This window comes from Streptomyces sp. NPDC043952 (assembly GCF_056435325.1).
This window is the reverse complement of record NZ_JBWKES010000042.1, coordinates 1-24,084: the sequence shown is the minus strand read 5'-3', so window position 1 is coordinate 24,084 and position 24,084 is coordinate 1. Positions and strand designations below refer to the sequence as shown.

Sequence of the window (24,084 nt, the reverse complement as noted above, 5' to 3'; positions counted from 1 at the left end):
CTCAGCGGAACCCGAAAGGGTCAATCGGCGGGTGCCGCGGGGCTGGACCGGTGGGCGCCCTGGGGCTGGCGGGCGCGGCGCGGCCGGGCCGGCCGGTGCGGTCAGTCGAGTTCGAGCACCCGTGCGTGCAGCACCTGGCGCTGCTGGAGCGCGGCGCGCACCGCGCGGTGCAGGCCGTCCTCCAGGTAGAGATCGCCCTGCCACTTCACGACGTGCGCGAAGAGGTCGCCGTAGAACGTCGAGTCCTCCGCGAGCAGGGTCTCCAGGTCGAGCTGCTGCTTGGTCGTCACGAGCTGATCGAGGCGGACCGGGCGCGGCGCGACGTCCGCCCACTGCCGGGTGCTTTCCCGGCCGTGATCGGGGTACGGCCGGCCGTTTCCGATGCGCTTGAAGATCACACGGAAAGCCTACCGGCCCAGACGTTCCGGGCGCAGCCATGGCGCCCGAGTGCGACCCTTGAAAAGGTTCCGTAAACAGAACAAATGCCGCTTTTCGGCGGCAGGGGCCGTACGAAGGAGCAGGGGGACCAGATGAGCGACCGCGACGCGGGCCCTGACGCGGGCAACGCCGCAGGCCCTGACGCGGGCACCGGCGCAAGCTCCGACGCGGGCACCGGCGCAGACCCAGGTGCGGGCGCCCGCGCGGTTCCGGAGGCCGCCCCCGGCCCCGCCCGGAAGATCGCCGCCGGGTACGCCTTCTCCGGCCCCGCCCTCGACCTCGGCGCCCTCCTGTGGGACGGCGCCTGCCGCCCCAACGCCCCGGTCCGCGTCCCGCTGGCCATGCTCAACCGGCACGGCCTGGTCGCGGGCGCCACCGGCACCGGCAAGACCAAGACGCTCCAGCTGATCGCCGAACAGCTGTCGGCGCGGGGCGTGCCCGTGTTCCTCGCGGACATCAAGGGCGACTTGTCCGGCATCGCGCGCCCCGGCCAGGAGAACGACCGGGTACGGCAGCGGTCCGGCGAGGTCGGCCAGAGCTGGACCCCGGCCGGCTTCCCGGCGGAGTTCTACGCGCTCGGCGGCATCGGCCACGGCATCCCGGTGCGCGCCACCGTCACGAGTTTCGGCCCGGTGCTGCTGTCCAAGGTGCTCGGGCTCAACCAGACCCAGGAACAGTCCCTCGGCCTGATCTTCCACTACGCCGACACCAAGGGCCTGGAGCTGATCGACCTCAAGGACCTCAGGGCGGTCGCCGCCTTCCTCACCTCCGACGAGGGCAGACCGGAGCTGAAGGACATCGGCGGGCTCTCCACGGCCACCGCCGGGGTGATCCTGCGCTCGCTCACCGCCTTCGAGGCGCAGGGCATGGCGGACTTCTTCGGGGAGCCGGAGTTCGACACGGCCGACTTCCTGCGCACGGCGGACGACGGCCGGGGCGTCGTCTCCGTCCTCGAACTGGCCGCCGTACAGGACAGGCCCCAGCTGTTCTCCACCTTCCTGATGTGGCTGCTGGCCGACCTGTTCCACGACCTGCCCGAGATCGGTGACGCCGACCGGCCGAAGCTGGTGTTCTTCTTCGACGAGGCGCATCTGCTGTTCGACGGCGCCTCCAAGGCGTTCCTGGAGGCGATCACGCAGACCGTGCGGCTGATCCGCTCCAAGGGCGTCGGCGTCTTCTTCGTCACCCAGACCCCGAAGGACGTGCCCGCCGACGTCCTCGGCCAGCTCGGCAACCGCGTCCAGCACGCGCTGCGGGCCTTCACGCCGGACGACCAGAAGGCGCTGCGGGCGACCGTGCGGACCTTCCCGAGATCGCCGTACGACCTGGAGGAGCTGCTCACCGGGCTCGGCACCGGCGAGGCGGTGGTGACCGTGCTCGGCGAGAGGGGCGCGCCCACCCCGGTCGCCGCCGCCCGGCTGCGCGCCCCCGAGTCCCTGATGGGCCCGCTGGAGCCGGCCGCACTGGACGACGCGGTGCGGAGCTCGCCGCTCTACGGCCGTTATGCACAGGCTGTGGACCGCGAGTCGGCGTACGAGAAGCTGAGCGCCGCTCCGGCGGCGGCACCGGCGCCCGCCGCCCCGCGCGAGCGCCCGGCGAAGGAGGAGCCCTCGCTGGTCGAACAGGTCGTGGGCAGCGGGATGTTCAAGTCCCTGGCCCGCTCGGTCGGCACCCAGCTGGGCCGCGAGATCACCCGCTCCCTGTTCGGGACGGCGCGCCGGAGGCGGTGAGGTCCGGGAGGGGCGGGAGGCTCGCCGGAGGTCCGGGAGGCGCGCCGGCTGGAGGCGGTGAGGTGCGGGACGGCGTGCCGGAGGTACGGGAGGGGGTCGGAGGTCCGGGAAGCGGGCCGGAGCCGGTGAGCCGGTGAGCCGGTGCGGGGCGGCCGGGACCGGCCGGGCCGGGTCAGACGGTCTGCGGGACCTGTTTCGCCCGGTGCCGGATGCGGAACGCCGTGACGATCTCGGCGACGCCCACCACGACCAGCCAGATGCCGCCGACGAGGGTCAGCACGGCCACCGACCGGAAGGGCGAGTCGATCAGCACGATCCCGGCGACGAAGGTCAGGACGCCGAGCACGATCTGCCAGCCGCGCGCGGGCATCCGGGGGTCGGAGATCGCGGCCATGGTGTGGGTGATCCCGCGGATCAGCCAGCCGATGCCGATCCACAGCGCGAGCAGCAGGATCGACTGCATGGGCCCGCGGAAGCAGAGCAGGCCGAGCAGGATCGACAGCGCGCCGCTGATGAACGCCAGCACCCGCAGCGAGGTCGCCTGGTGGGTGCCGAACGCGGCGGTCAGCTGGAAGACGCCGCTGACCAGCAGGTAGAGCCCGAAGAGGACGCCGGCCACGACCAGGGAGTGGCCCGGCCACACCAGGACCAGGACGCCCAGGATCAGCGAGGCGATCCCGGTGACCAGGACCACCTGCCAGGCGGCCTTGGCCAGGGCGTGCAGCGGGCCCTCGACCGGCGGTTCGGCCTCATGGCGCCCGCGGCGCGCCTGCGGATCGTGCGGGGCGCCCGGCGGGTGGCCGCCGTGGACGCGCTGGTCGTCGTACTCACGGCCCCATTCCGGGCCGTGCTGCGATGCCTCGGTCATGTTCCATGCTCGGAACGGTTCCGCGCGTTCCGCCACCCGAGTGGGCCACCAGGCGTACCTCCGGGGCCCCTCTCTTGCCCCCTCTCCGGGTCTACTTCCGGGCCGCCTTCGCCGCCTTGGCCGCGGCCTTCATCTCCTGCTTGTGGGCGCGCACCCTGGTGAGCGAGTCCGGTCCGGTGATGTCGGCGACGGACCGGTAGGAGTCCGGCTCGCCGTAGGCGCCGGCGGCCTCGCGCCAGCCCGCCGGTGCCACGTGGAGCTGCTTGCCCAGCAGCGCGAGGAAGATCTGCGCCTTCTGCCGCCCGAACCCCGGCAGGTCCTCCAGACGTTCCAGCAGCTCGGCCCCGCTGTCCACACCGCGCCAGACGGCCTCGGCGTCCCCGTCGTAGTGCTCGACCAGGTACTGGCACAACTGCTGGATGCGCTTGGCCATGGACCCTGGATAGCGGTGCACGGCCGGTTTCTGGGAGAGCAGCGCGGCGAACGCCTCCGGGTCCCGCGCGGCGATCTCGTGTGCGTCCAGGTCCTCGGTGCCGAGCCGGTCGGCGATGGTCCGGGGGCCCTTGAACGCCCACTCCATCGGCACCTGCTGGTCCAGCAGCATCCCGATGAGCGCGGCGAGGGGTGAGCGGCCGAGCAGCGCGTCGGCCGCCGGGTCCTGGGCGAGGTGCAGGGTGACGTCCATGGGTCGATGATCCCGCGCCGCGGGTGATCGCGCGTCGCGTACGATGCCCCCGTTGGAATTAGGCAAGGCTAACCTAAGATTTGGAGGGCTCGGGGTGACCAGCGAGACCTACCGCGATGCCTTCGGCATCCCCCACCTGCGCGCGCCGGACGTCCACGCGCTGGCCCGCGCCCAGGGCCGGGTCACCGCGCTCGACCGGGCCTGGCAGCTGGAGGTCGAACGGCACCGCGCCCAGGGCACGTCGGCGTCCTTCCTCGGTCCCGGCGAGGTCCCCTGGGACGTCCTCGCCCGCCGGGCGCGCCTGGCCGACACCGCCCGCCGCTGCTTCGCCGCGCTGGAACGCCGGGACCCGGAGACGGCGCGCTGGGTACGGTCGTACACGGACGGCGTCAACGAGGCACTGCCGGCCGGTGCCCGCCGCGCCCCGGAGTTCGCCCGCACCGCGCTCACCCCCGGCCGCTGGGAGCCCTGGACCCCCCTTGCCGTCTGGCTCTCCACCCACCTGCTGTTCGCGGGCTTCCCGGCCAAGCTCTGGCGTGAGCAGGCGATCCGGCACCTCGGCCCGGACGCGGTGGGCCTGTTCGCCGCGGACGGCCCCGGCACGGCGGGCAGCAACGGCTGGCTGCTCTCCGGCGCCCGCACCGCCACCGGCCACCCGCTGCTGGCCGGCGACCCCCACCGCTTCATCGAGGACCCCGGCGTCTACCAGCAGATCCGCCTGGCCTGCCCCGAGTTCGACGTCCTCGGCCTCGCCGTCCCCGGCATCCCCGGCCTGCCCCACTTCGGCCACGCGGGCGCGGTCGCCTGGGGCATCACCAACGCCATGGCCGACTACCAGGACCTCTACCGCGAACGCCTGCGCCGCGCGGGCCCCTCGGTCGAGGCGCTGGGCCCGGACGGCCTGTGGCACCCGGCCCACGCGCACACCGAGACGCTGGAGGTCGCGGGTCGGGCGCCGATCGAGATCGAGGTGATCGAGACGGACCGCGGACCGGTGATCGCGGGAGGACCGGAGGCGTCGTACGACCCGCGGGCCGCGGCCGGCGCGGCCGGGGCGGTCGCGGGGGGACCGGGGGCGTCGTGCGACTCGCGGGCCGCGGCCGGCGCGGCCGGGGCGGTCGCGGGGGGACCGGAGGTGTCGTGCGACTCGCGGGCCGCGGCCGGCGCGGCCGGGGCGGTCGCGGGGGGACCGGAGGTGTCGTGCGACTCGCGGTCCGCCGTCGGCGCGGCCGGGGCTGTCGCGGGGGGACCGGAGGTGTCGTGCGACTCGCGGTCCGCGGCCGGCGCGGCCGGGGCGCTCGCTCTGCGGTACCCGCCGCGCGTCACGGAGGACCTCGGCTTCAGCGCCCTGCTCCCGCTCCTGCGCGCGCGGAACGTCGCCGACGTCGACCGGGCCCTGGACGCCTGGTGCGAGCCGGTGAACGTGGTCCAGGCGGCCGACACCGCCGGGGACACCCTGCACCGCGTCGCCGGGCGCGTCCCGCTGCGCGCCCGCGCCAACCGCCTCCACCCCGTGCCCGCCTGGCGCCCCGGCCACGACTGGCAGGGCTGGCACGACATGCCGTACGCCCCCGTCCCCGACGGCATCGCCGTGATGGCCAACCAGCGCGGCCCGGCCGCCCCGCTCGGCGTGGAGTTCGCCCCGCCGCACCGCGCCGACCGCATCCGCGCCCTCCTCGGCACCGGCCGCCGCTGGAGCGCCGGGGACATGGCCGCGATCCACACCGACACCCACCTCGCCTCCGCCGCCCCCCTCCTCGACCGCCTCGCCGCGCTCGACGGCCTCACCCCGGCCGCGACCGGCCTGCGCGACCGCCTGCTCGCGTGGAACCGCCGCATGGACGCCGACAGCACCGACGCGGCGGCCTACGCGGCGCTGCGCACGGCCGTCGTACGACTCCTCGCCGCGGAGCCGGTGTTCGCGCCGCTCGCCAGTCCCCCGGCGTACCCGGAGGCGCTGCGCCCGTGGCTGGCGCTCGTCCCGCGCATCGGGTACGCCCTCGAACACCTGCTGCGCGCCGAGGAGTTGTACGGCATCGACCGGACGGCCCTGATCCGTACGGCACTTGAGACAGTGGCCGCCGAACCTCCCACCGGTACCTGGTCCGACGCCCACCGCCTCGCCCCCTGGCAGGCCCTGCCGGACGGCCCGGCCACCCCCGGTCTGGCCGGGGACCACGACTGCGTGCTGTGCACCTCCGCGGTGCCCGGCCTCACCGACCGCGCCGCCCGCGGTCCCGCCGCCCGCTGGGTCTGGGACCTCGCCGACCGGGACGCCAGCCGCTGGGTGGTCCCCTTCGGCGCCGACGGCGTCCCCGGCAGCCCGCACCACCACGACCAACTCCCCCTGTGGCTGCGGGGAGAACTCGCCCCCGTCGTCACCGACTGGAACCGGCTCACCCCCGACCGCACCCTGGAGCACCCGCATGACCACTGACACGCACGAGACGCCGTACGAGCCGTACGAGCCGTACGAACAGCACGTCGACGGCTTCGGCACCGTCCGTGTCCGCCCCCTGGACCCCGCCGCCGACGCGGACGTGATCCACGCCTGGGTGAGCGAGGAACGCGCCGCCTTCTGGGGCATGACCGGCCTCACCCGTGACCAAGTGGCCGGGATCTACGCCCATATGGCCACCCTGGACACCCACCACGCCCACCTGGTCACCAAGGACGGTGCCCCGGCCGCCCTGTTCCAGACGTACCAGCCCGCCGCCGACCGCGTCGGCGAGTGCTACGACGTCCGCCCCGGCGACCTCGGCGTACACGTCCTGCTCGCCCCTGCCGGCGCCGCCGGAGCCCGCGTCGGCTGGACGTCCGCGCTGCTCACGGTCCTGACGACGTACGCGCTGACCACCCTCGGCGGGCGCCGGCTCGTGGTCGACCCGGACGTCCGCAACACCAAGGCGATCGCCCGCTTCGTCCGCCAGGGCTTCGTGCCCGGACCCGCCGTCGTCCTGCCCGAGGTGGACCTCCCGGACGTGTACCTGCCCGAGAAGCACGCCCAACTCGCCTTCCTGGACGCCCGGTAGCGCGGGGGTAGCCTTCCGGGGGTGACGACTGAGCAGGAGCTGATCGCGCACTACGGACTCGAACCGATCCCCCGCGAGGGCGGCCTGTTCCGGCGTACCTGGGCGGGGCCCGAGCGGGCGGACGGCCGTCCCGAGGGCGCCGCCATCGTGGCCCTGCTCACGGTCGGCGACTACTCCGCCCTGCACCGCCTGCCCTACGCCGAGATCTGGCACTTCTACCTCGGCGACCCGCTGGACCTGCTGCTCCTCGCCCCCGACGGCACCACCCGCACCGCCGTCCTCGGCCCTGCCCTGAGCGCCGGCCAGCAATTCCAGCTGACCGTGCCGGCCCGCACCTGGATGGGGGCGCGGGTGGCCGCGGGCGGCGCCTGGACGTTCTTCGGCTGCACGACCGCCCCCGGCTTCATCTACCCGGACTACGAACACGGGGACGCGGCCGACCTCACGGCGCGCTACCCCGCCGAGGCCGCCCGGATCAGGGAACTGTGCCGCCCATGAGCCTCCTCGACGGACAGACCGCCCTGGTGACCGGCGCGGGCGGCGGCATCGGCCGCGCCATCGCGCTGCGCTTCGCCGAACAGGGCGCGGCGGTCGCCCTGCACTGCCGTACGGCGCTCACCGCGGCCCGGAAGACGGCCGACCGGATCCGGGCGCAGGGCGGCGCGGCGGTCGTTCTGCGCGCCGACCTCACCGACGAGGACGCCTGCCACCGCCTGGTCCACGACACCCTGGAGTGGTCCGGCGGCCGGCTCACCGCGCTGGTCAACAACGCGGCCGTACAGCCGGTGCGGCCGCTGCCCGGCATGACCGCCACCGAGTGGCGCGCGGTGCTCGACACCGACCTCACCGGCGTCTTCGCCTGCACCCAGGCCGCCGCGGCCCACTTGCGCGGCCACGGGGGCGGCACCATCACCCACATCGCCTCCATCGAGGCGGGCCGCCCCGCCCCCGGCCACGCCCACTACGGCGCGGCCAAGGCAGCGGTCGTGGCGCACGCCCGCGCGGCCGCCCTGGAGTACGGCCCCGACGGCATCCGGGTCAACACGGTCTCTCCCGGCCTGATCGACCGCCCCGGCCTGTCCGATGCCTGGCCGGACGGCGTCCGCCGCTGGCTCGCCGCCGCCCCCGCCGGCCGGCTGGGCCGCCCCGAGGACGTGGCCGACGCCTGCGTCTTCCTGGCCTCCCCCCTCGCGTCCTGGATCACCGGGCACGACCTGGTGGTGGACGGGGGCGTGTCGGCGCGGCCCAGTTGGTGATCGGTGAGGGGAGCACCACCACGACGGTGCCGCCGCCGTCCCTCGGGGCCTCCGGAATGTCAGTGGTCGGTGACAGACTCCGGCCATGAGCGATCAGGTGCGTCTGAGAGACGTCGAAGAAGCCGATCTGGAGGAGTTCCTCGCGCAGGAACACGACCCCGAGGCCGCCCGGCGGTCGAAGTTCGTGCCACGGGAGCGGGAAGCCTTCATGACCCACTGGAGGACGAGGGTCCTCGGCGACCCCACCGTCTTCGTGCAGGCCGTCACCGTCGACGGGCGGCTCGCGGGCAACGTGGTGGCGTGGTGGCACGGGGACCGGCGCTTCATCGGGTACTGGCTCGGCAGCCAGTACTGGGGGCGGGGCGTCGGCACGCGGGCACTGACGCTGTTCCTGGAGCGCGAGAACACCCGCCCCCTGTACGCCGATCCGTTCGGCGGGAACACCGGTTCCGTACGGCTGCTGGAGAAGCACGGCTTCCGGCGCACCGGGACGGTCCGGCACGGCACGGACGAGCACATCATGCTGGTGCTCGACGAGATGAGGTGACGGAGATCAGGTGACGGAGATCAGGTGACGGGAGCGGCGGCCTTGTCGCCCCTGCTCGCCCGCCACTCCAGGGCCTGGGGCTCCTCGGTGAACTCGATCAGATGCTGTCCGGCGAACCGGTGCAGCGCGTCGCGCACCTCCACCGGGGTCGCGTAGAAGAACTCCTTGCGGCTGTTGACCTGGTTGACCCGCCGGGACGCGAAGTGCCGGTGCAGTTCCGCCTCCAGGCCGACCGCGTCCTTGCTGAAGATCAGCGCGTGCACATCGAAGCGGAAGGGAACGGACGCACCGCTCAACTCGTAGACCCGCTCAAGGGGTTCGAGCCGGCGGGTCATGCCGATCTTCACGATGCGGTCGCCGAAGGCGCCGATGTTCGAGATGACGTACACATAGCCCGTGCGGACGTTGGCCGCACGGGACTCGACGTCCTGGAGCGAGCTCTCGATCTCGGCCAGCTTCGCTTCCAGCTCCGCGGCACCCCCCGCATCCCCGCGCTCGCGCAGACGCTCCAACGCCGCCTGGTAGTGGCCGAATTCCTTGTTCAGCTTCTCGCGCTGCCGGTCGAGCTCCCGCTGGACGGCCGCCTCCTCGCGCTCACGGGCGCGCGCCTCGCGCTGGGCCTCCTTCTCCTCGTCCTTCTTCTGGAGGTAGTCGGCGGTGAGTTCCAGCTCCCGCACCCGCGCGTCGTGGTACTCGTCGGTGATCCGGATGTGCATGGTGGCGCCCAGCCTGGCGATCGTCTCGCGGCTCTTGCAGAGCCGGTCGACCAGCGAACCGAGCCGGTACGGCCGCATGGACCGCACCGCGTAGTCGGCCTCGGCGTTGTAGGCGCGCAGCATGAGCTTGGAGAAGTCGCGGACCATCTTCTGGCCCTGGCGCTTGGAGCCGTTGACCGTCCAGTCCGTGGCGGCGTGCACGGCACCGCCCGTGCGGGCGAGTGACTTGATCTGGTCGCGGAGTGTGTCGAGGCGGCTGCGGTAGGCGATCGCGTCCTGGAGGACATGCCGGTAGGCGTAGATCCCGGCCTCCTGCAACAGGGCGGTCTCGTCGGCGTTGACGATCAGCGCCCGCAGTTCGGCGAGCCGGCGTTCGGCGCCGGACACGTCCGCGCGGTGCCGGTCGGCCTCCTCGCGCAGCCGTTCGGTCACTCTGGCCGCCTCGCGCGCGTCGGCGAGGATCTCCTTCGCCGTCGCCCGCGCGTCCGCGACGATCCCCCGCGCCTCCTCGGCGGCTTCGGCCACCGCCCTCTCCCGCAGCGCGGCTGCCTCCGCCTCGACCTGCCGCACGAGTTCGGCGACGCGCGCGGCATCCAGCCCCTGCGTCCGCGCGATCCAGTCCCGCAGCTCCTCCACCTCGGCCAGGGCCCCCGCCCGCCGCCGCCCGAACAACCGGCTTATGCGGGGGGAGGGGATGGCGGGGGTGAGGGGGGCGGTGGGAGGTGGGAGGGCGCCGGGCGCGGCGAGGGTCGGGGCGGTGCCGGGCGCGGCGCTGGCTGTGGGGATGCCGGGCGCGGCGGTGCCGGGCGCGGCGCTGGCTATGGCGGTGCCGGTCGTGGCGCCGGCTGGGAGAGCGCCGGGCGTGGCGGTGGCTGCGAGGGTGCCGGTCGCGGCGGTGCCGGCTGTGGCGGTGTTGGTCGTGGCGGTGGCTGTGTGGGTGCCGGTCTCCGGGATCCACAACTGCCAGCCCTCCGGAGCGGCCGGCCACGACGGATCGGGCCGCCAGTCCGGCGGCGGCGTCCATCCCGCGGGCGGCACGGGCCAGCCCGGCGGCGGCTTGAAGCGGTACGCGCTCATTCCCACCCCCCCAGTGACATGCGCAGAGCGCGATTCTCCGGGCGATCGGCGACGAGCGCGTCCGCCTGTCCCGCCTTGTGACCTTCTTGTGATCGCACGGCACCGGCGACCGCACAACGCCGAAGGGCCCCCTGTTTCCAGGGAGCCCTTCGACGTCGTGCCCGGTGACGAAGATGGTCATCAGCCCAGTTGCAGACCGTTCGGGCAGGTCCTCGGCTGCGACGACCCCGGCTTGGCCGGGAAACACCATAGAACGCGGCGAGTTCGGCAAGTCCCGCGTGCGCAGCTCCGCGCGAGGCCAGGACTTCGGGCTCGACCACCAGCTTCAACAACTCGAGAAGGTCGGCGCCGGGCACCCGGCACCCATGCGCGAGCTGGATCACCCACCGGCAGGCCAGGTCGCCCGCCCGGTCCGACCAATTCCCCGTGGTCGTGGAGTGCTCATCCGCCGTGCCCCTCTCACTCCTCCAGGGCGATCAGCTGGCGGTACATGGGTACTTGGAGGGCATGCGGCAGACATGCGCCCGGCGGCGAATCAGACGGCAAGCTCCCTGGGCGCGGTCCTCGATCCTTTGGAAAATAGGGTGTCGCTGGCGCTGGGGGTTGGGACCATCGAGGGGCGGGTGGGATGGTCGGCAGAGGCCAACTCGCTCGTGTTGGCAGACCCGATGACCGGAGTGCTGATGAATACGCCCAGCGGACTGATAAACCTCCGTGACGCGAGACCCACTGTCTACCTGGATCTGTGGGTGTGGATTCGCCTCGCGAGCGCCGTCGCTGGTAGACCTCGCGATCCGTTCGATCTTCGGCTTCTTGCCGCCGTGGAAGAAGCCAGCAGGGCTGGCGTTGCATTTCCTCTCTCGCATACGCATTACGTGGAGGTTGGCAAGATTACTGATCCACGCCAGCGTGAGAACGTGGCGCGGATCATGCTTTCCGTGTCCCGGTTCTCCGCCCTTCGCTCGCGGAGCGTACTAGTGCGGCACCAGTTCCTCCATGCGATGCATGAGTGCTTCGGTAGGCCCACTTTCCGACCCACCGCTCCGCGGGTCCTCGGCACCGGGGCCTTGTGGGCCTCCCTGGGCGAGGAGGCCCCGCTTGAGTTGCGGAACGGCGAGGGCCACCGGGTTGACCCAGATGTCCTTCCGGGCGGGGCTCAGTTCGTGCACATGGCCAACCAATTCTCAGAGTTCAAGATGTTGGCCGGTCCTCAGGACGCTGAGGTATCCGACCTGCGGAGGTACGGCTACAAGCCCGAGAAGCTGGCCGAGGTAATCGCCAGTCGGGTCGACTGGGAGGCGGAGTACAACCACATCTTGGCCGGTGGTCCGATCGATCGGAATGAGCTGCGCGTGCGGATTCAGGCTCGGGAGATGAGCCATGAGTATCTCGCCCTGGTCTCCGACTTGTGTAGGGAGTACCGTTTCGATCTATTTCGAGCGGTCGGCTACGACCCGACCCGACCGGGCTCTGGGCGCGCTGGAATCGTCAAATTCTCTGATCGGATTCCGACGATGCGCATCGCGGTGGACCTGAAGGTCGAGCTGTTCCGGGCGCGCAGGCCGTGGACTCCCAACGCCATTCATGACATTGATGCTCTGAGCGAGGCGGTGCCCTACTGTCATGTCGTCGTGCCAGACGGCGAGATGGCCGACTTGGTGTCCAGATCCAAAGTCGAGCAGCGTATAGGCACCAAAATAATTCACAAGGTGCGCCAACTGCCCGACGTACTGGACAGCCTCGGAGAACAAGCTCGGAGTGCCGACCTCGACCCCAGCCACGAGCGCCTCGCGAAGCGAGGCGAGCAGATCTGTTTCGACGAAGCAGATCTCCATGCTGTGGCTGCGAACCACCTCGGGCAGCGGGGCGGCGAGAGCAAGTCGGCCGATCGCCAGGGCACCTGACCACCGACGGGCGGCATGAGGGCCAGCCGGAGGATAGGGCGGCGCTCGCCTGCTGTCCTATTGGTCGGCAGAGCTGATGTCCGGGGTGCCGTCAGCGCCTTGGTCGGCGAGCCCTGGGCAACCAACTGTCACCTATGCCGACTTCAGCCCCGGCGCGGATACGCCAGGGCTGAGTCTGTCCTGGTGGGCAGGTGCGGAGAGTACGGCATTTGAACTCGTGTGGGATTGCCCTCGACACGCCTTCCAACTGATCGTCTTGGGGTTCAGGGGGTCTGCCGACGACCTGAGCTGCGGCAGCGCGACTGATCCAGGAGTTCTTGGACACACCTGAACGGGGCGGAACACAACCCGAACTGCAACCCTCCGTCGCGGTGCCGGCGTGCGCAGAGTTGGTGCGCGATGCGCGGACGCGCAGGGAGCCCTGGGGACGTCGAAGTGTGCAGGGTCCGGGAGGTAAACGGTTGTGCATAGCGGCAAGCGGTGTGTCGTAGCCAGTGGTGATCAGGCGGCGTTTCGATCCTGGCTACCTAGGTCGACCGGCGAGGGGCCGGTTTACAGCTCCCTTCTAATACCCTGACGTGTGAGGACTCGACCCCAGCTCTCGGCGAGCTCTGCCGTGCCGCCGCGTTGAACTCAGCAAATAGGACTCCGCGGAGACGCTGCCACACACCTGCCTCATTCCGGTCCCGCAGTCGGCACCAGCACGTCATTCCTGAGCCGAACCCGGACTCCTGCGACAGGTGCTCCACTAGATGCCGACAACATGAATCCTGCACAGCGCCTCACGTGCCGGAACCGGCCTGCGGCCCGGATACCGGAACGACCGCTCACTCCCGGCAACAACGGTCCAAACAAGTCCAACAGTTCGTCCGGCACGATCCACAATGAGGCTTCCACGACCGGACCAACGCTCAACTCGCCGACCGACTAGACAATGCCACAGGAGTGACCCACCGCAATGCGTTGGTCATTGTTAAGCGCTCACGCTCGTCGCAGGCACCGAAAATGGGCCTGCCGGGCTGAATATCTACAGGATTTACATTTAAAACTCAAGTATACCCGTTTCCATCTGCGAGTTCGTCCACGTAGTGCGGGCGCGTCGGCCTCAGTTTGACGGTCGTTCGTCCGGGTTTGCTGATGGCCTTGTGGATTTCGTGATGCAGATCTGCCCACATTACGGAAAGATCGGCGACGTCCACCTCCTCGTCCAGAAATTCGAAGGGTATGGGTCTGCCTACTGCCGTGAAAGAACCCCTCACCGCCATCCTGAGGATCTGATTAGAAATCCCCCTCACCGCGGTTGGTGATATCTCCATAAAGCAGAACTCTGCATAGCTGGCCTCTTTGGCTGCATGACCGACCGCTTGAAATCTCTGGCGTAGTTCCCCGGTCGAGGCGCCTCGTTGCTGCGCTTCTCGAAACGCGTGGGAATTGTCGATCAGCATCTCGATGAACACGTGAAATTTTTGGTAGGCGGTCAGGAAGTCAATGTGATCAGGGTGTGTGGCAAGGGAGTATGGAGACAAAGGACTCAGTCTTGCCTTGTACCGGAGCATCGACTCGCGATCGATGTTACCCCTGTCGAAAAGTGTATGACAGGTCGGACATAGGGCGATCAAGTTCTCAAATTCATGCCGCTTCACCTTTGCCCAAGGCTGGATGTGTGCAATCTCGATAATGGGAACTCGGCAGGTCGGAATGGCACAGCGATGGCCAGCTTCGACGCGGACTCGTCGGACCAGTTCGCTGGGGATGGCGGGACGGTTGGCGGGCATGGCCTTCATGTTAGGACGGACCACTGACGATCCATACCCACTACCTGCGCACAGCTCCGCCTCTTCCCAGCCGGGGGTGTCGCGCCTTGTGGCAGTGGACGCAACCGTTGGCACGCTGGCGATCAGGCGATATGCCGTCGGTCCAGCACTGGACGATTGGACAGACTTCCGCCTACATGGTCTTGAGCGCCGGCAGCTCCCGCGACAGGACAATGGCCCTCAGTCTCGCCGACGGCACCGCTCGATGGGTGCACGCCACGGCGCAGGCGGCGGTGGCACAGCAGGAGGCGGGCTCCGTGGTATCCCTCCTGGGCAGGGAAAGCAGGATCTTCGCCGTGGACGCTATGAAGGAGACCACTCGGCCGGGTAGCGAGGTCGGCGCGAGAATAAGCGCTGCTCCTCTGGCGACGAGCCGGACCGTCATTGTTCCCCCGGGGATCGTCATCGACTCACCTCCTGCGACTACCGAGCCGAAAAGGTCCTGTGGACCCACCGCAGCCCTGGCGCATTCGGCAAGCAGCCCTTCGCTGTCGGCGAGACCGTGTTCGCCGCACACCGCGCCGGTCAACTCCTCGCATTCGACGAGAGCGTGGGAGTAGAGGATGCCCTCCAGGATCGGCCGGACCACGGCAGTGATCGCCGACACTTCGTCGGCAACAGGAGCCAGCTGTACCTCTGAGCGGATTTCCATGGCTGGACCATGGCTGCGTTCACGCCTGGAAGCAGCGGCTTCCCCTTCTCCAAAGGGCGACTGCAACCCAAACTGCAACGACGTCGGCCCGGACAGCAGTGCTGTCCGGGCCGACGTCTGCCCTGGTGGGCAGGTGCGGAGGATACGAGATTCGAACTCGTGAGGGGTTGCCCCCAACACGCTTTCCAATTCTCCCGAACGCCGTCCGTCGGGGTTCATACCCGTCCTGACCTGCGGCGGAAAGAACCGCTGGACGGTGGGTGAACCCGGCCGGACGGGGGTGAATGAGACCAAAACTGAGACCAGGCGACCGGCTGGGGCAGCCCATGGCGGCCGAGGGGCCTACTTCGGAAAGTCGCCCGCGAGCCACCCGTCCACCACTGAGAGTGCAAGGGATTCCTGGAGCCAGGGGGTCGTTTTGATGATCGTGGTGAGGAGCTCGCGCGCCTGGTCGGGTGGGAGCAGCTCCGAGATCACATGGCTGCCGTCGCCGAGCTGGCTCCCGCTTGCGCAGTCGATGTAGATGTCGACGAGACCTCGTTTGGTGGGTGCCACCCCGATGAACGCAGTGCCGCTTGTCAGTGACTCGCCGACCTTGATCAAGTTCTGTTGAGGCCCGGACTTGGAGGTGGCGGCCGATCGCGTGCTGGCGGTTGGCAGCGGTCCTCCCCAAGCGCGCTCGGTGAGTTCACCCCACACTCCGGCGGCGACGGTGCGGGGATCTACGCCTTCGGATGGGGCGCAGTCCTTGTACACGCCGACTGGCTGCTCTGAGCGGTCATGCTCCTTGATCCAGAAGACGCGACGGGCGAACCGAAAAGGCGCTTCGCCTGCCGGCGTGTCCGGCTTGAGCACCGAGTACCCCACCCGCCGGCCATGCCCGTTCCAACGGACAGGGCCGCGACGGGTGCCAGCCGCCACCTCCAGATATTCGCGCACGTAGTCGAAGTTGCCGATGCTCTCAGTCCAGACAATGCCGTCCTCGTGACGGATGAGATCTGGGTCCCTATTCACGCACTCTCCTCCCGAGTGGATCGTGGCAGAGCCTGCCCTCAGTCTGCGGGCGTGAACCGTCCGGACTGCCTGTCTTGTTTCCAACTCACTGTGCTCGGAACGGGTTCGGCGAGAGAGTCAACGAGGCAGGGCCAGGCGACTCTTCGGCCATGCGCCCCACGCTGTCAGAGTGGTCAGCTAGCGTCCGCTGTATGCCGAAGAAGCGGAAGAAGACGCCTCAATCGCGCGCTCGGCGCACAGGCGCGGTTCCCCCGTACGAGCAGCGACCCTCGGCGATCACGCTCGGGGGCCCGCGTGTGCCCTCGCGCGGTTGGGGCTTCCAAGCGCTGATCGATGCTGCACTGGAAGCCGGTGAGCCGCTTCTGAAGTTCACGGCGCAAGCTCCCGACGGATATTCGTCTGATTTCCGTCCGCAGGTCGATTCTCCCCGTGCGCCGCTCCAAGCAGGGTGGTACTTGCGATCTGATCTGGCAGTTCCGATCTACATCTGGGTGTTCTCTGAGAGTCAACTGGCCGGCGATGAGGGAGGTTTGGATCTGCGCCGCAGGGGATTTGCTTTTTGCGTGGCGCACTCGGTGTGTACACATGGCAGGGCGGACACCGAGTACGCGAGCGCGGAAGTCATGGAGACTTGGACTCCCATTGTGGCACCAGATCCGAGCATCGTGGACGCAAACCGTTACGGAGGTTGCGCGCCCAGTTATAGCACGCCCCCGGTAAAGCAGCTGCCTCCAGGAGGGCCTCGCAAGGTTGGCGTACTTGACGTGGACTATGCGCGGGTAGCGGGTCAGCGACTTCCTGAACGCTGGGATATTGACGTCGTGGGACTTCTGGTGGTCGAGCGACAGGGAGTCGCTGACATGCCCGGGCGTGAGATCTGGCGACAAGTGGCGTTTCACACGTTTCGGGATCGGAATTTGTCAGGTCTCAATGCTGCGGCCGATGAAGTAGATCTGATCATCGGGCATAACCTCTTCGACGGAGACTATCGATGCCTGCGGACCTATGCCGACCGGGTGGACGTGGGACGGCTGGTCGCGAAGACAGTTGACACGCTGTATGCCGCTAGGCAGGTGGTGACCGGGGGAATTCCTCGCGCCGCCAATCTTGGGCTCACCGACTTGGCGCATGCCCAGGGGTTGCGCGACCGGGAAAAGAAGGAGTCCCGAACAGAGGCTCATCGCGGAATCAAGGCGTTCTATGAGGCGGAAGAAAATTGGTTTTTCCAGCCCGCTTCTGATGACTGTGAACTGATGCTGGAGCTATGGCTTAAACTAGTCACCAGCCAGCGTCTTCGCCGTGTTCGGGAGTCGCGTGAATCGGTCGAATACGTGCTTGGTGGGGAGGAGCTGCGGCTGCTGCTGGAGCCGCAGCTCACGCCAGCTGCCTTCACGAATCTGCTGACGACGAGAGGAACGGTCTACAGGCTGGACGGAATGGCCCGCAATGAGAGCGTCGCCCGTATTCACCGGGAGATCGAGCAGCAGAGGGCCGAAGGTGCCGCAGTCAATCGCCATCCAGTAGCTGCGCATCGGCAACGCTGTATGGCGCCGGGAGACCTGAGGGAAAGGCAGTGTGATCAACTGATCCCGGCCACAGAGACGTATTGCCGGGAACATCGGGCCAAGCGGCGTTGTCGAGGGAACCCGGCTCTGGATGACAAGTGCGCGACTGTCGTCCGCGGTGGCCTTGCGCATTGCGACTGGCATCGCAGGACGGCACTTTATGTCCTGCCAGGGCAACGGATTGTCGGCGATTTCAGTCTCGCCCTCCCGCTCCCGGGATGGGACAAGGGCAGTGATTGGGGATATGATACAGGTACTCGTTCGTTCTTCGCTCGGCTTTACCGCAACGGAGACAATATCTCGGACTCGCCGACCGTATGGCTAGTGGGCGCTGATCCTGATCTGACGGATGTGGTTGCGCTGACCGATGCTGTCCAAGCAGCAACTGGACAATCCCGACGTGACGTCGTGGCGTCCCTAACAGTCCTGACAGCAGATCAGGAGATGCTCCGAGAGCGCGCGATGGCTACCCAGGATTGGGAGCCGGCGGATTGCGAAGGCCCTTGTCCGTGCGGCACCTCAGACTGCGGTCATGGCGAGCCCTGTCCGAATGATGAGTGCAGCGGTCACGATATCCACGTGATGCGGAACCCCCGCACTGACGTGGACGTGACGGCCTGGCAGGACCACTTTGACTGCTGTGAGGGTTGCGGTGCGAGCGCTTTCGACATCGCGCTACCAAATCGCCTATGGGGCGAAGTGCGCGATGACGGCACGGTAACCGTTTATGCCGGGGTGTCGCACTACGAGTTCGGTGCCTGTTGTTGGTAGCACCCACACATCGCCCTTGCGGGCGCTGCACCGGCGCGGGCTTTGGTGCGTCGGTGTTGACGATGCGCCCCAACGAGCTGTGCTGGCGCTCACTTGTCATAGGACCACGTCTGGCCGGTCTGCCGGTACTGCTCGACAGGGATGGGCTCAACACCGGTGGCCATGCGTGCGGTGTAGAGCAGGCCGTCGAGGTGGTCGATCTCGTGGTGGATCAGGCGGGCGAGGCCGCGTTCGTAGGTGGTGGTGGTCACCTGGCCGTCCAGGGTGGTGGTCTCCACGGTGATCTGCAGCGGCCGGGGGACCAAGCCGCGAACGTCGAAGAACGACAGGCAGCCCTCGAATTGCTCGTCCGTCTCGTCGGAGCGGTCGGTGATCCGCGGGTTCAGCAGGACGATCGCCGGAGCGTCCGGGGAAGCCGGCTGGACGATGGCGGCGGCCCGGCCGATGCCGATCTGCGGTGCCGCGATGCCCATGCCCTTGGCGAAGGGGTGGACCTGGCCGATGCGCTCCATCGCGGTGAACAGCTTCTCGATGACCTGCTCGGCGGCCTCGCGCTCGGTGGGCAGGTCGAACGCTCGGGTGGGCTCGGCGAGTACGGGCTCGCCCTCCTGCACGACGCCGAGGTCACGCATCTGCTCGCTGGGCCGCACCTGGATCACCTGAACTCCCCTTGGATCGTGTTGCGTTCGGGTCGGGCCCGGAACCGCCATTCGAGACGGTACCGGGCGTGGAGGTCCGGCGTGGACGTGCTCCAGGAGAAGACGCGCATGCCGCCTTCCTCGCGCCGGATTGGGGCGGTCCGAAGCGGTGCTGCTTCGGCGGTCATGGACGTCTCCATGCCCCACACGGCGGGGTCGAGGGCGGCGGGAAAGACGAGTTCGACTTCGAGGTGTTCGGTGGGCAGGCGGACCGCGCGCTGGAACCAGCGGCCCCACTTCTCCTCGCCGACCGAGTAGGCGTACTCGATCCAGACCTCCTCGCCGGGGTAGAGCGGGAAGCGGCCTTGCTCGTTCTCGAACAGCAGCCACACCTCCTTGAACGCGTCGCGGTCGTGCTTGGTCTGCCAGTTCATCGCCTCCCCGCGGCATGTCGCGGTCAGCGCGAGTTCGTCCCAGGTCAGCGGGTGTTCGCGGTAGTGGGCGTTGGAGCGCTCGGGCTCACCGGGGTAGCGGTCGACGCTGATGCGGATCAAGTAACGGGTGATCGGCTCGCTGCCGGTGTTCCGCAACAGCCGGCGCATCGTCAGCCGGTACTGGGAGCCGTCGAAGTCCAGGCGCGCGCCGTCGTGCGCCACGATGATCGCCGAGCCCGTCGCGTACGGCTGCTCGGGGCGGCGCGGGGCTGGCGGAGCCGCAGCCGGGGCTGCTCGGTTCTTGGCGGCCTCATAGTCCAGCCAGCGCTTCCAGATGGCCTTGCCCGCGTTGAGGGTCTCCTCCGAGCGACGCGCGAAGCCTCGGTCGGCTTGTGCCGACCGGATTCCACGTGGCTCACGTACGACGGGTCGAAGCCCATCTTGAGGGCGAGTCCCCGCTTGGACAGGCCGCGCACCTCGCGCCAGTACGAGACCTCCGCTGCGAACGCCTCGGCGGCTTGCTCAACGGTCGGGCTGTCGTCGCGCTCGTCCATCAAGGCCCCCGCCTGGCTGCTGGATGAGATGAATGAACCGTGAGTGATCTCGATTCATCATTCTGTCACGCTCCTGGTCGCCGGTTTCCTTCTTTTGCCAGCCCGGGTCGACACCCGGGCCGAGAGAGGGAGGGCCCAAGCGATGCGCCTGCTGTACCTGCTCAACGTCTCCAACTCCAGCCAGCTGACTGCCGACCCCGGATACACCTTCGCCGACATGCTCACCCCGGCCCTGGCCGACGCCGGGGTCGAGGTCACCGTGGCAGCTCCCGTCCCGGCCGGCGACGACCGCGTGCAGTTCGTGCGGACCACGTCGCCCTCGACCAAGTACCGGGCTCGCTTCAACCCGGGTGTCGGCGACCTGGTGCGGCTGTTCCGCCGCCAGCAGCCCGAAGTGGTCGTGGCCAACCAGATCGAGGCCGCCCCCGCGATCCGCGCCGCCCTCCTGGAAGCCGGAGTGGACGCGCGGATCGCCGGCTACTGCCACTACCTGCCGTTCTCCTTCACTGACACCGGCCAGCTGGAGCTGGACCCCGCGATGGACGACGGCGGGCTGGGCCGCAGCGTGCTGCTGGCCTTCGCCGCCGGTCTCGCGGCCTGCGACCGCGTCCTGGTCCACTCCGGCACCGCCGCCTCGTGGACCGCCGCTGCCGCCGCCCGCACCGGCGTCGAGCTCACCGACAAGTTGCACGTGGTCCCCGCCCCCAGGGACGTGCGCCTGGTCCGCGACCCTGCCGAGATCACCCCGCCGCAGGGCCGGGCGGTCGGCATCTACAACCACCGCCTGTACGCCCACTACGGCACCGCCCGCTTCACCCAGCTCGCCCGCCACCTCGTCACCGAGGCCCCGGTGCGGCTGACCGTGATGGACCTGTTCGGCACCCGCAGCGCCGAGCGGATCCGCCTGGATCCCAGCCCCGAGCGGAACCTGGAGGAGCTGGCGGCCGTGGCCGGCGTCGCCGTCGCCTCCGACCGCGGCGACCGGGTCCGCTACCGCAACCTGCTGGCCGGCGCCCACTTCGGCATCGCGCCGTTCCGGCCCGGCTGCCCCTGGTCCATGTCGGTTATCGACTGCCAGGCGATGGGCCTGCCGGTGATCGGCCCTCGCATCGGCTGGCTGGCCGAGCACCTCGACCCAGAGCTGGTGTTCGACACCGACGACCAGGCCGTCCGGATCGCCGAACGCCTCGCCACCGACCCCGAGTTCTACCTCGTGCACGCCAAGCGCGCGCTCGCCTCCACCACGGACCTGACGCCCGCTGCGGTGGCCGCACGCTACCTGGAGGCGATCAAGTGACCGGCTTCGACGCGGTCCTGCTCTCCTACGACGAACCGCTGGCCGACTCCCTGCACACCCGCCTGGCCCGCGTCCTGGGCGGAACCGTCAAGCGCCTGCACGGGGTGCGCCGCGCTTACCGGCTCACGGCCGAACTCGTCGACACCGAACAGTTCTTCCTCGCTGACGGCGACTTCGCCATCGACCCCGCCTTCCCCACCAGCGCAGTGGAGCCGCTGGCAGCGGGCGTGTCGATGCGGGTCTGGCGGGCCGTCAAACCAGCACCTCACGAGTTCCGTTCTCCAGCAGACCGCCGCGAAGGTCGGCGCCCTGATCTGGGGCTCAACACCTCACCAATTCCCGTCGACACCGGGAGGTTCCGTGCCTGGCTTGCGCCAGAGCCCCGAACCAGCGAAGCCGGTGGTGTACGTGGCCTGTCTCGGCGAACGGTATGTTCCGTTCCTCCACCAAGAGCACGCCCAGGCCGTGGTCTCCCAGTGGGGCGCCGATCACCCCGGTAAGCCTGCGCACGTGGAGGAGTGGGACCGGCCACAGTGGGAGCACGAGGGCCCTGGTGGCGTGCGGGCTATCCGTGACCGGATTCCTGACCGCCGGCTCGTTCATCATGCCCACGCTGTGTTTCTGCCCGGTGGCGAACGTCTCAACATTGGCCGCGATGAGCAATGGTCCGTGCTGTCCTGGGAGTTCGAGACCGAGCTGTACACGGACCTGCCGGTCAGGTGGCACACCACACGGCGCGCAGGCCAGGAAGTAGAGGCTCAGGTTCGTGGTACGGACAAGGGTGCCGTTTATACGGCCTATGCCGAGGCGTGCGCACAGGCTGTGGATCGGTCGAGGAACCCTGCCAGATACGGCGATGCGGTAGGTCGCTAACTTTCGTCGCCGATCCGGCCGTGAGTTTGCACGGTCGGATCGGCGACGCCTCTTTCTTGTCGGACTGCAACTAATTGTGCCGTTCAGCGGCTACACGGATGGCTTGGCGTATTCCTAGATCCACAACGCGATCGTCCGCCAGCTCGGCGAAATGACGCGCGGATTCCGGATGGTCGCGAAGTGCAGGGGCCACGATCCTCGCGACGTCTCCTCTCAACGTGCGCAGCCAAGACCTGATGGCGTCTTGTGGGCGCCACTGATCCCAGTTTCCGTCCCATTCGCACATGGCACGGATGGATTCATCGAGGAGGTCCCATTCATTGCTGCTGGCCGCACTGATGGCTACTCCGTGAAGCCACGTGACAGCGCGCGCCGCTTCACCAAATTGCACCGGATTAGTTCCGTTGCCATCCACGTGTTTGGCCAATGCTCTCAATAGGGTGACGGCTTGCCTGGAGTTGCGAGACATCGATGGTACTGCGAGCTCTGGCTGCAGCCGAGGCAGAACATCTAGGTGCAGACCGTAGTCGTCCGGGTGGCTAGCGATGAGTTCAAGGAACGCGTCGGTGGTATGGGACTCTCCGGAATTGGCGACATCAAGCAGTGTTTCGGCACGTGCTACGGCTGGCTCATGAGGCTCGCTGAATTCGCGATCGATGAGATCTAGCAGCTCTTCGATGCTTTGTGGCCTACGCTCGGCTTCCTGCTGTGTCGCGGCTCTGACGATGTTCCTCCAGGGCCCGGGCGGAGGAAGCAGTTCAACATTCGTTTGGGGCATCTCGCCGGTGGCAGCCCATGCGATCACTCGCCCGAGGCTGTAGATGTCGCTGGCAGCCGTGGCGTCTTCGTGAGGCTTTATGAAGAGCTCGGGGGCTGCGAATCTTTCGGTGCCGATAAAGTGGCCCGTCCGGCCGACTTTGGTCGTTTGCCCCCGTGGCCGCCGCACCACTCCCCAGTCTGCGAGGGTCCACCGGCCGTCGAGGAGAAGCATATTCGAGGGCTTGATGTCGCGGTGCATCCAGCCTTGTTGGTGCGCCATATCTAGAATGGAACCCATGGAGCCGATCAGTTCACGCAGATTATCAGATTCTCGCAGTTGTTCGTGCTTCTCCTCGGCCGTCGCTTCAGCCAGTGGCATAATGAACCATCTGTGATCCTGCTCAAAATCAAGGATCGGCATATAGTTCGGGTGGTCATTCAGTAGCTCGGCTATATCGATTTCTCTGCGCATTCGAGCGCTGGGGTTTTCCCGTTGGGACAGTCGCCGCTTGGCCGCCTTCCTCGATGGGGACGCGGTCAAGGCTGTAGTCCTTCTTTATGCCCCGCCCTTCTCGAATCACCTCTCGGTAACGGTCAAGGTGTGGTGGAACTTGTGTCAGATCGCCCCACAACTTCAGGAGAGGGCTGAACGAGTGCGATAGTATTCTCTTTGCGAAACCCTCAATGAATCCCTCGATGGACATATCAGCGCGAGGTTCGGAGAGCGATGGAATCTCTCCGTTGGTGGAGGAGACGTAGGCGATTTTGTCGTAGAGTCCGTCGCTGTAAAACTGCTCAAAGGTCTCGGCTAGCCGCTGCTTGTGTGACGGTCCGCCGCGTGCTGCGCCGCTTTCTCCCGGCCTTCGCGTTGGGGCGTTTACGCGGTCGCTTTCTTCAAGGATGAAGAAGAGTCCGAGGTAAGGTCGAAAATCATCATCGTCGTACTGCCTGACGGAAAAGGCGATCGAGGTCAGATCTTGGATTCGATTATTGACATTATTCGTAGATCCTGGCTGCCCGCCGAGTTGCGTAAAAGTAGCGGCTGCGAGTGGAATGCCGTCCCTACGAACCACCAGGTCCCATGCCGAACCACCCAGGCCGTACGCTCCCGGCAGCGTGGCGTCGCGGCCGACCTGGATCCAAGAACGATCGACGCCACGCTCGACGAGGGCTTCGATCACATACTCAGTAAGACGGGCCCAGGGGTGCCGCACTGTCGCGGCACTGGCTGGGGCGTCATCCGGGCCGGTAGTGCTGTGGCGTACTTCACGATGCCTACTCGCATCTGCCCAGAAGGTTCGAGCTGCTTCCCTTAGCGCCTCGGCCACCTGGCTACCCCCGCTGAGTGTTGATCACGGCCGTCGCCCTAGGATCTGTCGTCAAATGTCACGCCCACATCAGGAGTGCTGCGAGGGTGACGGCTGCTTGGTAGGACTGGGTGGTCTTGTCGTAGCGGGTGG

Annotated in this window: 22 protein-coding genes; 10 read left to right on the top strand and 12 right to left on the bottom strand. The window is 68.3% G+C overall.

The features are described from left to right. Positions 1-101: 101 nt before the first annotated feature. The gene (locus AC069R_RS30265; RefSeq protein WP_004943146.1) at positions 102-398 is read right to left on the bottom strand and encodes a type II toxin-antitoxin system VapB family antitoxin; all 297 of its coding nucleotides are present in this window, start codon (positions 396-398) and stop codon (positions 102-104) included. A gap of 132 nt (positions 399-530) precedes the next feature. Between AC069R_RS30265 and AC069R_RS30260 the strand changes: the two genes are divergently transcribed. Beyond that, positions 531-2,168: a helicase HerA-like domain-containing protein gene (locus AC069R_RS30260; protein WP_478769929.1), complete on the top strand. Its 1,638-nt coding sequence runs from the start codon at positions 531-533 to the stop codon at positions 2,166-2,168. 172 nt (positions 2,169-2,340) lie between these two features. Here AC069R_RS30260 and AC069R_RS30255 read toward each other — a convergent pair whose 3' ends face one another. After that, positions 2,341-3,036 carry an HdeD family acid-resistance protein gene (locus tag AC069R_RS30255; protein WP_478769928.1) on the bottom strand — a complete coding sequence of 232 codons (696 nt, stop codon included), beginning with the start codon at positions 3,034-3,036 and terminating at the stop codon, positions 2,341-2,343. A gap of 91 nt (positions 3,037-3,127) precedes the next feature. Continuing rightward, positions 3,128-3,721 carry an HhH-GPD-type base excision DNA repair protein gene (locus AC069R_RS30250; protein ID WP_478769927.1) on the bottom strand — a complete coding sequence of 198 codons (594 nt, stop codon included), beginning with the start codon at positions 3,719-3,721 and terminating at the stop codon, positions 3,128-3,130. Between the two features lie 43 nt (positions 3,722-3,764). Between AC069R_RS30250 and AC069R_RS30245 the strand changes: the two genes are divergently transcribed. The 5 genes from AC069R_RS30245 (at position 3,765) to AC069R_RS30225 (ending at position 8,556) form a co-directional block, all read left to right on the top strand. Next, positions 3,765-6,158 (top strand): penicillin acylase family protein, encoded by a 2,394-nt coding sequence (locus AC069R_RS30245; RefSeq protein ID WP_478769926.1) that lies wholly within the window; start codon positions 3,765-3,767, stop codon positions 6,156-6,158. Then, positions 6,148-6,753, top strand: a complete 606-nt coding sequence (locus AC069R_RS30240) for a GNAT family N-acetyltransferase (protein WP_478769925.1) — start codon at positions 6,148-6,150, stop codon at positions 6,751-6,753. The genes AC069R_RS30245 and AC069R_RS30240 overlap by 11 nt, the downstream gene beginning before the upstream one ends. A gap of 21 nt (positions 6,754-6,774) precedes the next feature. Then, positions 6,775-7,251 (top strand): cupin domain-containing protein, encoded by a 477-nt coding sequence (locus tag AC069R_RS30235; RefSeq protein ID WP_478769924.1) that lies wholly within the window; start codon positions 6,775-6,777, stop codon positions 7,249-7,251. Beyond that, positions 7,248-8,009: an SDR family NAD(P)-dependent oxidoreductase gene (locus AC069R_RS30230; RefSeq protein WP_478769923.1), complete on the top strand. Its 762-nt coding sequence runs from the start codon at positions 7,248-7,250 to the stop codon at positions 8,007-8,009. The genes AC069R_RS30235 and AC069R_RS30230 overlap by 4 nt, the downstream gene beginning before the upstream one ends. An 85-nt stretch (positions 8,010-8,094) precedes the next feature. Further along, positions 8,095-8,556 carry a GNAT family N-acetyltransferase gene (locus AC069R_RS30225; protein WP_478769922.1) on the top strand — a complete coding sequence of 154 codons (462 nt, stop codon included), beginning with the start codon at positions 8,095-8,097 and terminating at the stop codon, positions 8,554-8,556. A 20-nt stretch (positions 8,557-8,576) separates the two neighbouring features. Here the strand turns inward: AC069R_RS30225 and AC069R_RS30220 are convergent, their stop codons facing one another. After that, positions 8,577-10,349 carry an SNIPE associated domain-containing protein gene (locus AC069R_RS30220; RefSeq protein ID WP_478769921.1) on the bottom strand — a complete coding sequence of 591 codons (1,773 nt, stop codon included), beginning with the start codon at positions 10,347-10,349 and terminating at the stop codon, positions 8,577-8,579. A 584-nt stretch (positions 10,350-10,933) separates the two neighbouring features. Between AC069R_RS30220 and AC069R_RS30215 the strand changes: the two genes are divergently transcribed. Further along, positions 10,934-12,253 (top strand): hypothetical protein, encoded by a 1,320-nt coding sequence (locus tag AC069R_RS30215; protein WP_478769920.1) that lies wholly within the window; start codon positions 10,934-10,936, stop codon positions 12,251-12,253. A 1,049-nt stretch (positions 12,254-13,302) separates the two neighbouring features. Here the strand turns inward: AC069R_RS30215 and AC069R_RS30210 are convergent. The 3 genes from AC069R_RS30210 to AC069R_RS30200 all read right to left on the bottom strand — a co-directional run bounded on the left by AC069R_RS30210 (position 13,303) and on the right by AC069R_RS30200 (position 15,733). Continuing rightward, positions 13,303-14,028: an HNH endonuclease gene (locus AC069R_RS30210; protein WP_478769919.1), complete on the bottom strand. Its 726-nt coding sequence runs from the start codon at positions 14,026-14,028 to the stop codon at positions 13,303-13,305. A gap of 172 nt (positions 14,029-14,200) precedes the next feature. Beyond that, positions 14,201-14,719: a hypothetical protein gene (locus AC069R_RS30205; RefSeq protein WP_478769918.1), complete on the bottom strand. Its 519-nt coding sequence runs from the start codon at positions 14,717-14,719 to the stop codon at positions 14,201-14,203. A gap of 342 nt (positions 14,720-15,061) precedes the next feature. After that, positions 15,062-15,733 carry a DUF6009 family protein gene (locus AC069R_RS30200; protein ID WP_478769917.1) on the bottom strand — a complete coding sequence of 224 codons (672 nt, stop codon included), beginning with the start codon at positions 15,731-15,733 and terminating at the stop codon, positions 15,062-15,064. Positions 15,734-16,554: 821 nt separating this feature from the next. On the opposite strand from AC069R_RS30200, the gene AC069R_RS30195 reads away from it, so the two are divergent. Continuing rightward, a complete protein-coding gene (locus AC069R_RS30195) occupies positions 16,555-18,069 on the top strand; it encodes a hypothetical protein (RefSeq protein ID WP_478769916.1) in 1,515 nt (504 codons plus the stop codon). A gap of 89 nt (positions 18,070-18,158) precedes the next feature. On the opposite strand, the gene AC069R_RS30190 is transcribed toward AC069R_RS30195, so the two are convergent. The 3 genes from AC069R_RS30190 to AC069R_RS30180 are packed head-to-tail and all read right to left on the bottom strand — an operon-like array spanning position 18,159 to position 19,581. Next, positions 18,159-18,728 (bottom strand): peptide deformylase, encoded by a 570-nt coding sequence (locus tag AC069R_RS30190; protein ID WP_478769915.1) that lies wholly within the window; start codon positions 18,726-18,728, stop codon positions 18,159-18,161. Beyond that, the gene (locus AC069R_RS30185) at positions 18,725-19,363 is read right to left on the bottom strand and encodes a hypothetical protein (protein WP_478769914.1); all 639 of its coding nucleotides are present in this window, start codon (positions 19,361-19,363) and stop codon (positions 18,725-18,727) included. Before AC069R_RS30185 ends, AC069R_RS30190 begins: the two co-directional genes overlap by 4 nt. Continuing rightward, positions 19,312-19,581: a hypothetical protein gene (locus AC069R_RS30180; protein WP_478769948.1), complete on the bottom strand. Its 270-nt coding sequence runs from the start codon at positions 19,579-19,581 to the stop codon at positions 19,312-19,314. The genes AC069R_RS30185 and AC069R_RS30180 overlap by 52 nt, the downstream gene beginning before the upstream one ends. A gap of 256 nt (positions 19,582-19,837) precedes the next feature. Here AC069R_RS30180 and AC069R_RS30175 point away from each other — a divergent pair, with 256 nt between their 5' ends. Both AC069R_RS30175 and AC069R_RS30170 read left to right on the top strand, forming a co-directional pair. Next, positions 19,838-20,992: a glycosyltransferase gene (locus AC069R_RS30175; RefSeq protein ID WP_478769913.1), complete on the top strand. Its 1,155-nt coding sequence runs from the start codon at positions 19,838-19,840 to the stop codon at positions 20,990-20,992. Beyond that, positions 20,989-21,492, top strand: coding sequence for a hypothetical protein (locus AC069R_RS30170; RefSeq protein ID WP_478769912.1), 504 nt, complete (start codon positions 20,989-20,991; stop codon positions 21,490-21,492). Before AC069R_RS30175 ends, AC069R_RS30170 begins: the two co-directional genes overlap by 4 nt. Before the next feature lie 443 nt (positions 21,493-21,935). Here the strand turns inward: AC069R_RS30170 and AC069R_RS30165 are convergent, their stop codons facing one another. Both AC069R_RS30165 and AC069R_RS30160 read right to left on the bottom strand, forming a co-directional pair. Beyond that, the gene (locus AC069R_RS30165; RefSeq protein WP_478769911.1) at positions 21,936-23,096 is read right to left on the bottom strand and encodes a protein kinase domain-containing protein; all 1,161 of its coding nucleotides are present in this window, start codon (positions 23,094-23,096) and stop codon (positions 21,936-21,938) included. Continuing rightward, complete coding sequence (locus tag AC069R_RS30160; protein ID WP_478769910.1) at positions 23,059-23,838, bottom strand: PaeR7I family type II restriction endonuclease; 780 nt, start codon at positions 23,836-23,838, stop codon at positions 23,059-23,061. The genes AC069R_RS30165 and AC069R_RS30160 overlap by 38 nt, the downstream gene beginning before the upstream one ends. Positions 23,839-24,084: the final 246 nt, after the last annotated feature.

What these genes read in the sequence shown, in the direction of transcription:
- AC069R_RS30260 (WP_478769929.1), top strand. Translation starts at nt 531, where the DNA reads ATGAGCGACCGCGACGCGGGCCCTGACGCGGGCAACGCCGCAGGCCCT.
- AC069R_RS30255 (WP_478769928.1), bottom strand. Translation starts at nt 3,036, where the DNA reads ATGACCGAGGCATCGCAGCACGGCCCGGAATGGGGCCGTGAGTACGAC.
- AC069R_RS30250 (WP_478769927.1), bottom strand. Translation starts at nt 3,721, where the DNA reads ATGGACGTCACCCTGCACCTCGCCCAGGACCCGGCGGCCGACGCGCTG.
- AC069R_RS30245 (WP_478769926.1), top strand. Translation starts at nt 3,765, where the DNA reads ATGCCCCCGTTGGAATTAGGCAAGGCTAACCTAAGATTTGGAGGGCTC.
- AC069R_RS30240 (WP_478769925.1), top strand. Translation starts at nt 6,148, where the DNA reads ATGACCACTGACACGCACGAGACGCCGTACGAGCCGTACGAGCCGTAC.
- AC069R_RS30230 (WP_478769923.1), top strand. Translation starts at nt 7,248, where the DNA reads ATGAGCCTCCTCGACGGACAGACCGCCCTGGTGACCGGCGCGGGCGGC.
- AC069R_RS30225 (WP_478769922.1), top strand. Translation starts at nt 8,095, where the DNA reads ATGAGCGATCAGGTGCGTCTGAGAGACGTCGAAGAAGCCGATCTGGAG.
- AC069R_RS30220 (WP_478769921.1), bottom strand. Translation starts at nt 10,349, where the DNA reads ATGAGCGCGTACCGCTTCAAGCCGCCGCCGGGCTGGCCCGTGCCGCCC.
- AC069R_RS30210 (WP_478769919.1), bottom strand. Translation starts at nt 14,028, where the DNA reads ATGCCCGCCAACCGTCCCGCCATCCCCAGCGAACTGGTCCGACGAGTC.
- AC069R_RS30205 (WP_478769918.1), bottom strand. Translation starts at nt 14,719, where the DNA reads ATGGAAATCCGCTCAGAGGTACAGCTGGCTCCTGTTGCCGACGAAGTG.
- AC069R_RS30180 (WP_478769948.1), bottom strand. Translation starts at nt 19,581, where the DNA reads ATGGGCTTCGACCCGTCGTACGTGAGCCACGTGGAATCCGGTCGGCAC.
- AC069R_RS30175 (WP_478769913.1), top strand. Translation starts at nt 19,838, where the DNA reads ATGCGCCTGCTGTACCTGCTCAACGTCTCCAACTCCAGCCAGCTGACT.
- AC069R_RS30165 (WP_478769911.1), bottom strand. Translation starts at nt 23,096, where the DNA reads ATGCGCAGAGAAATCGATATAGCCGAGCTACTGAATGACCACCCGAAC.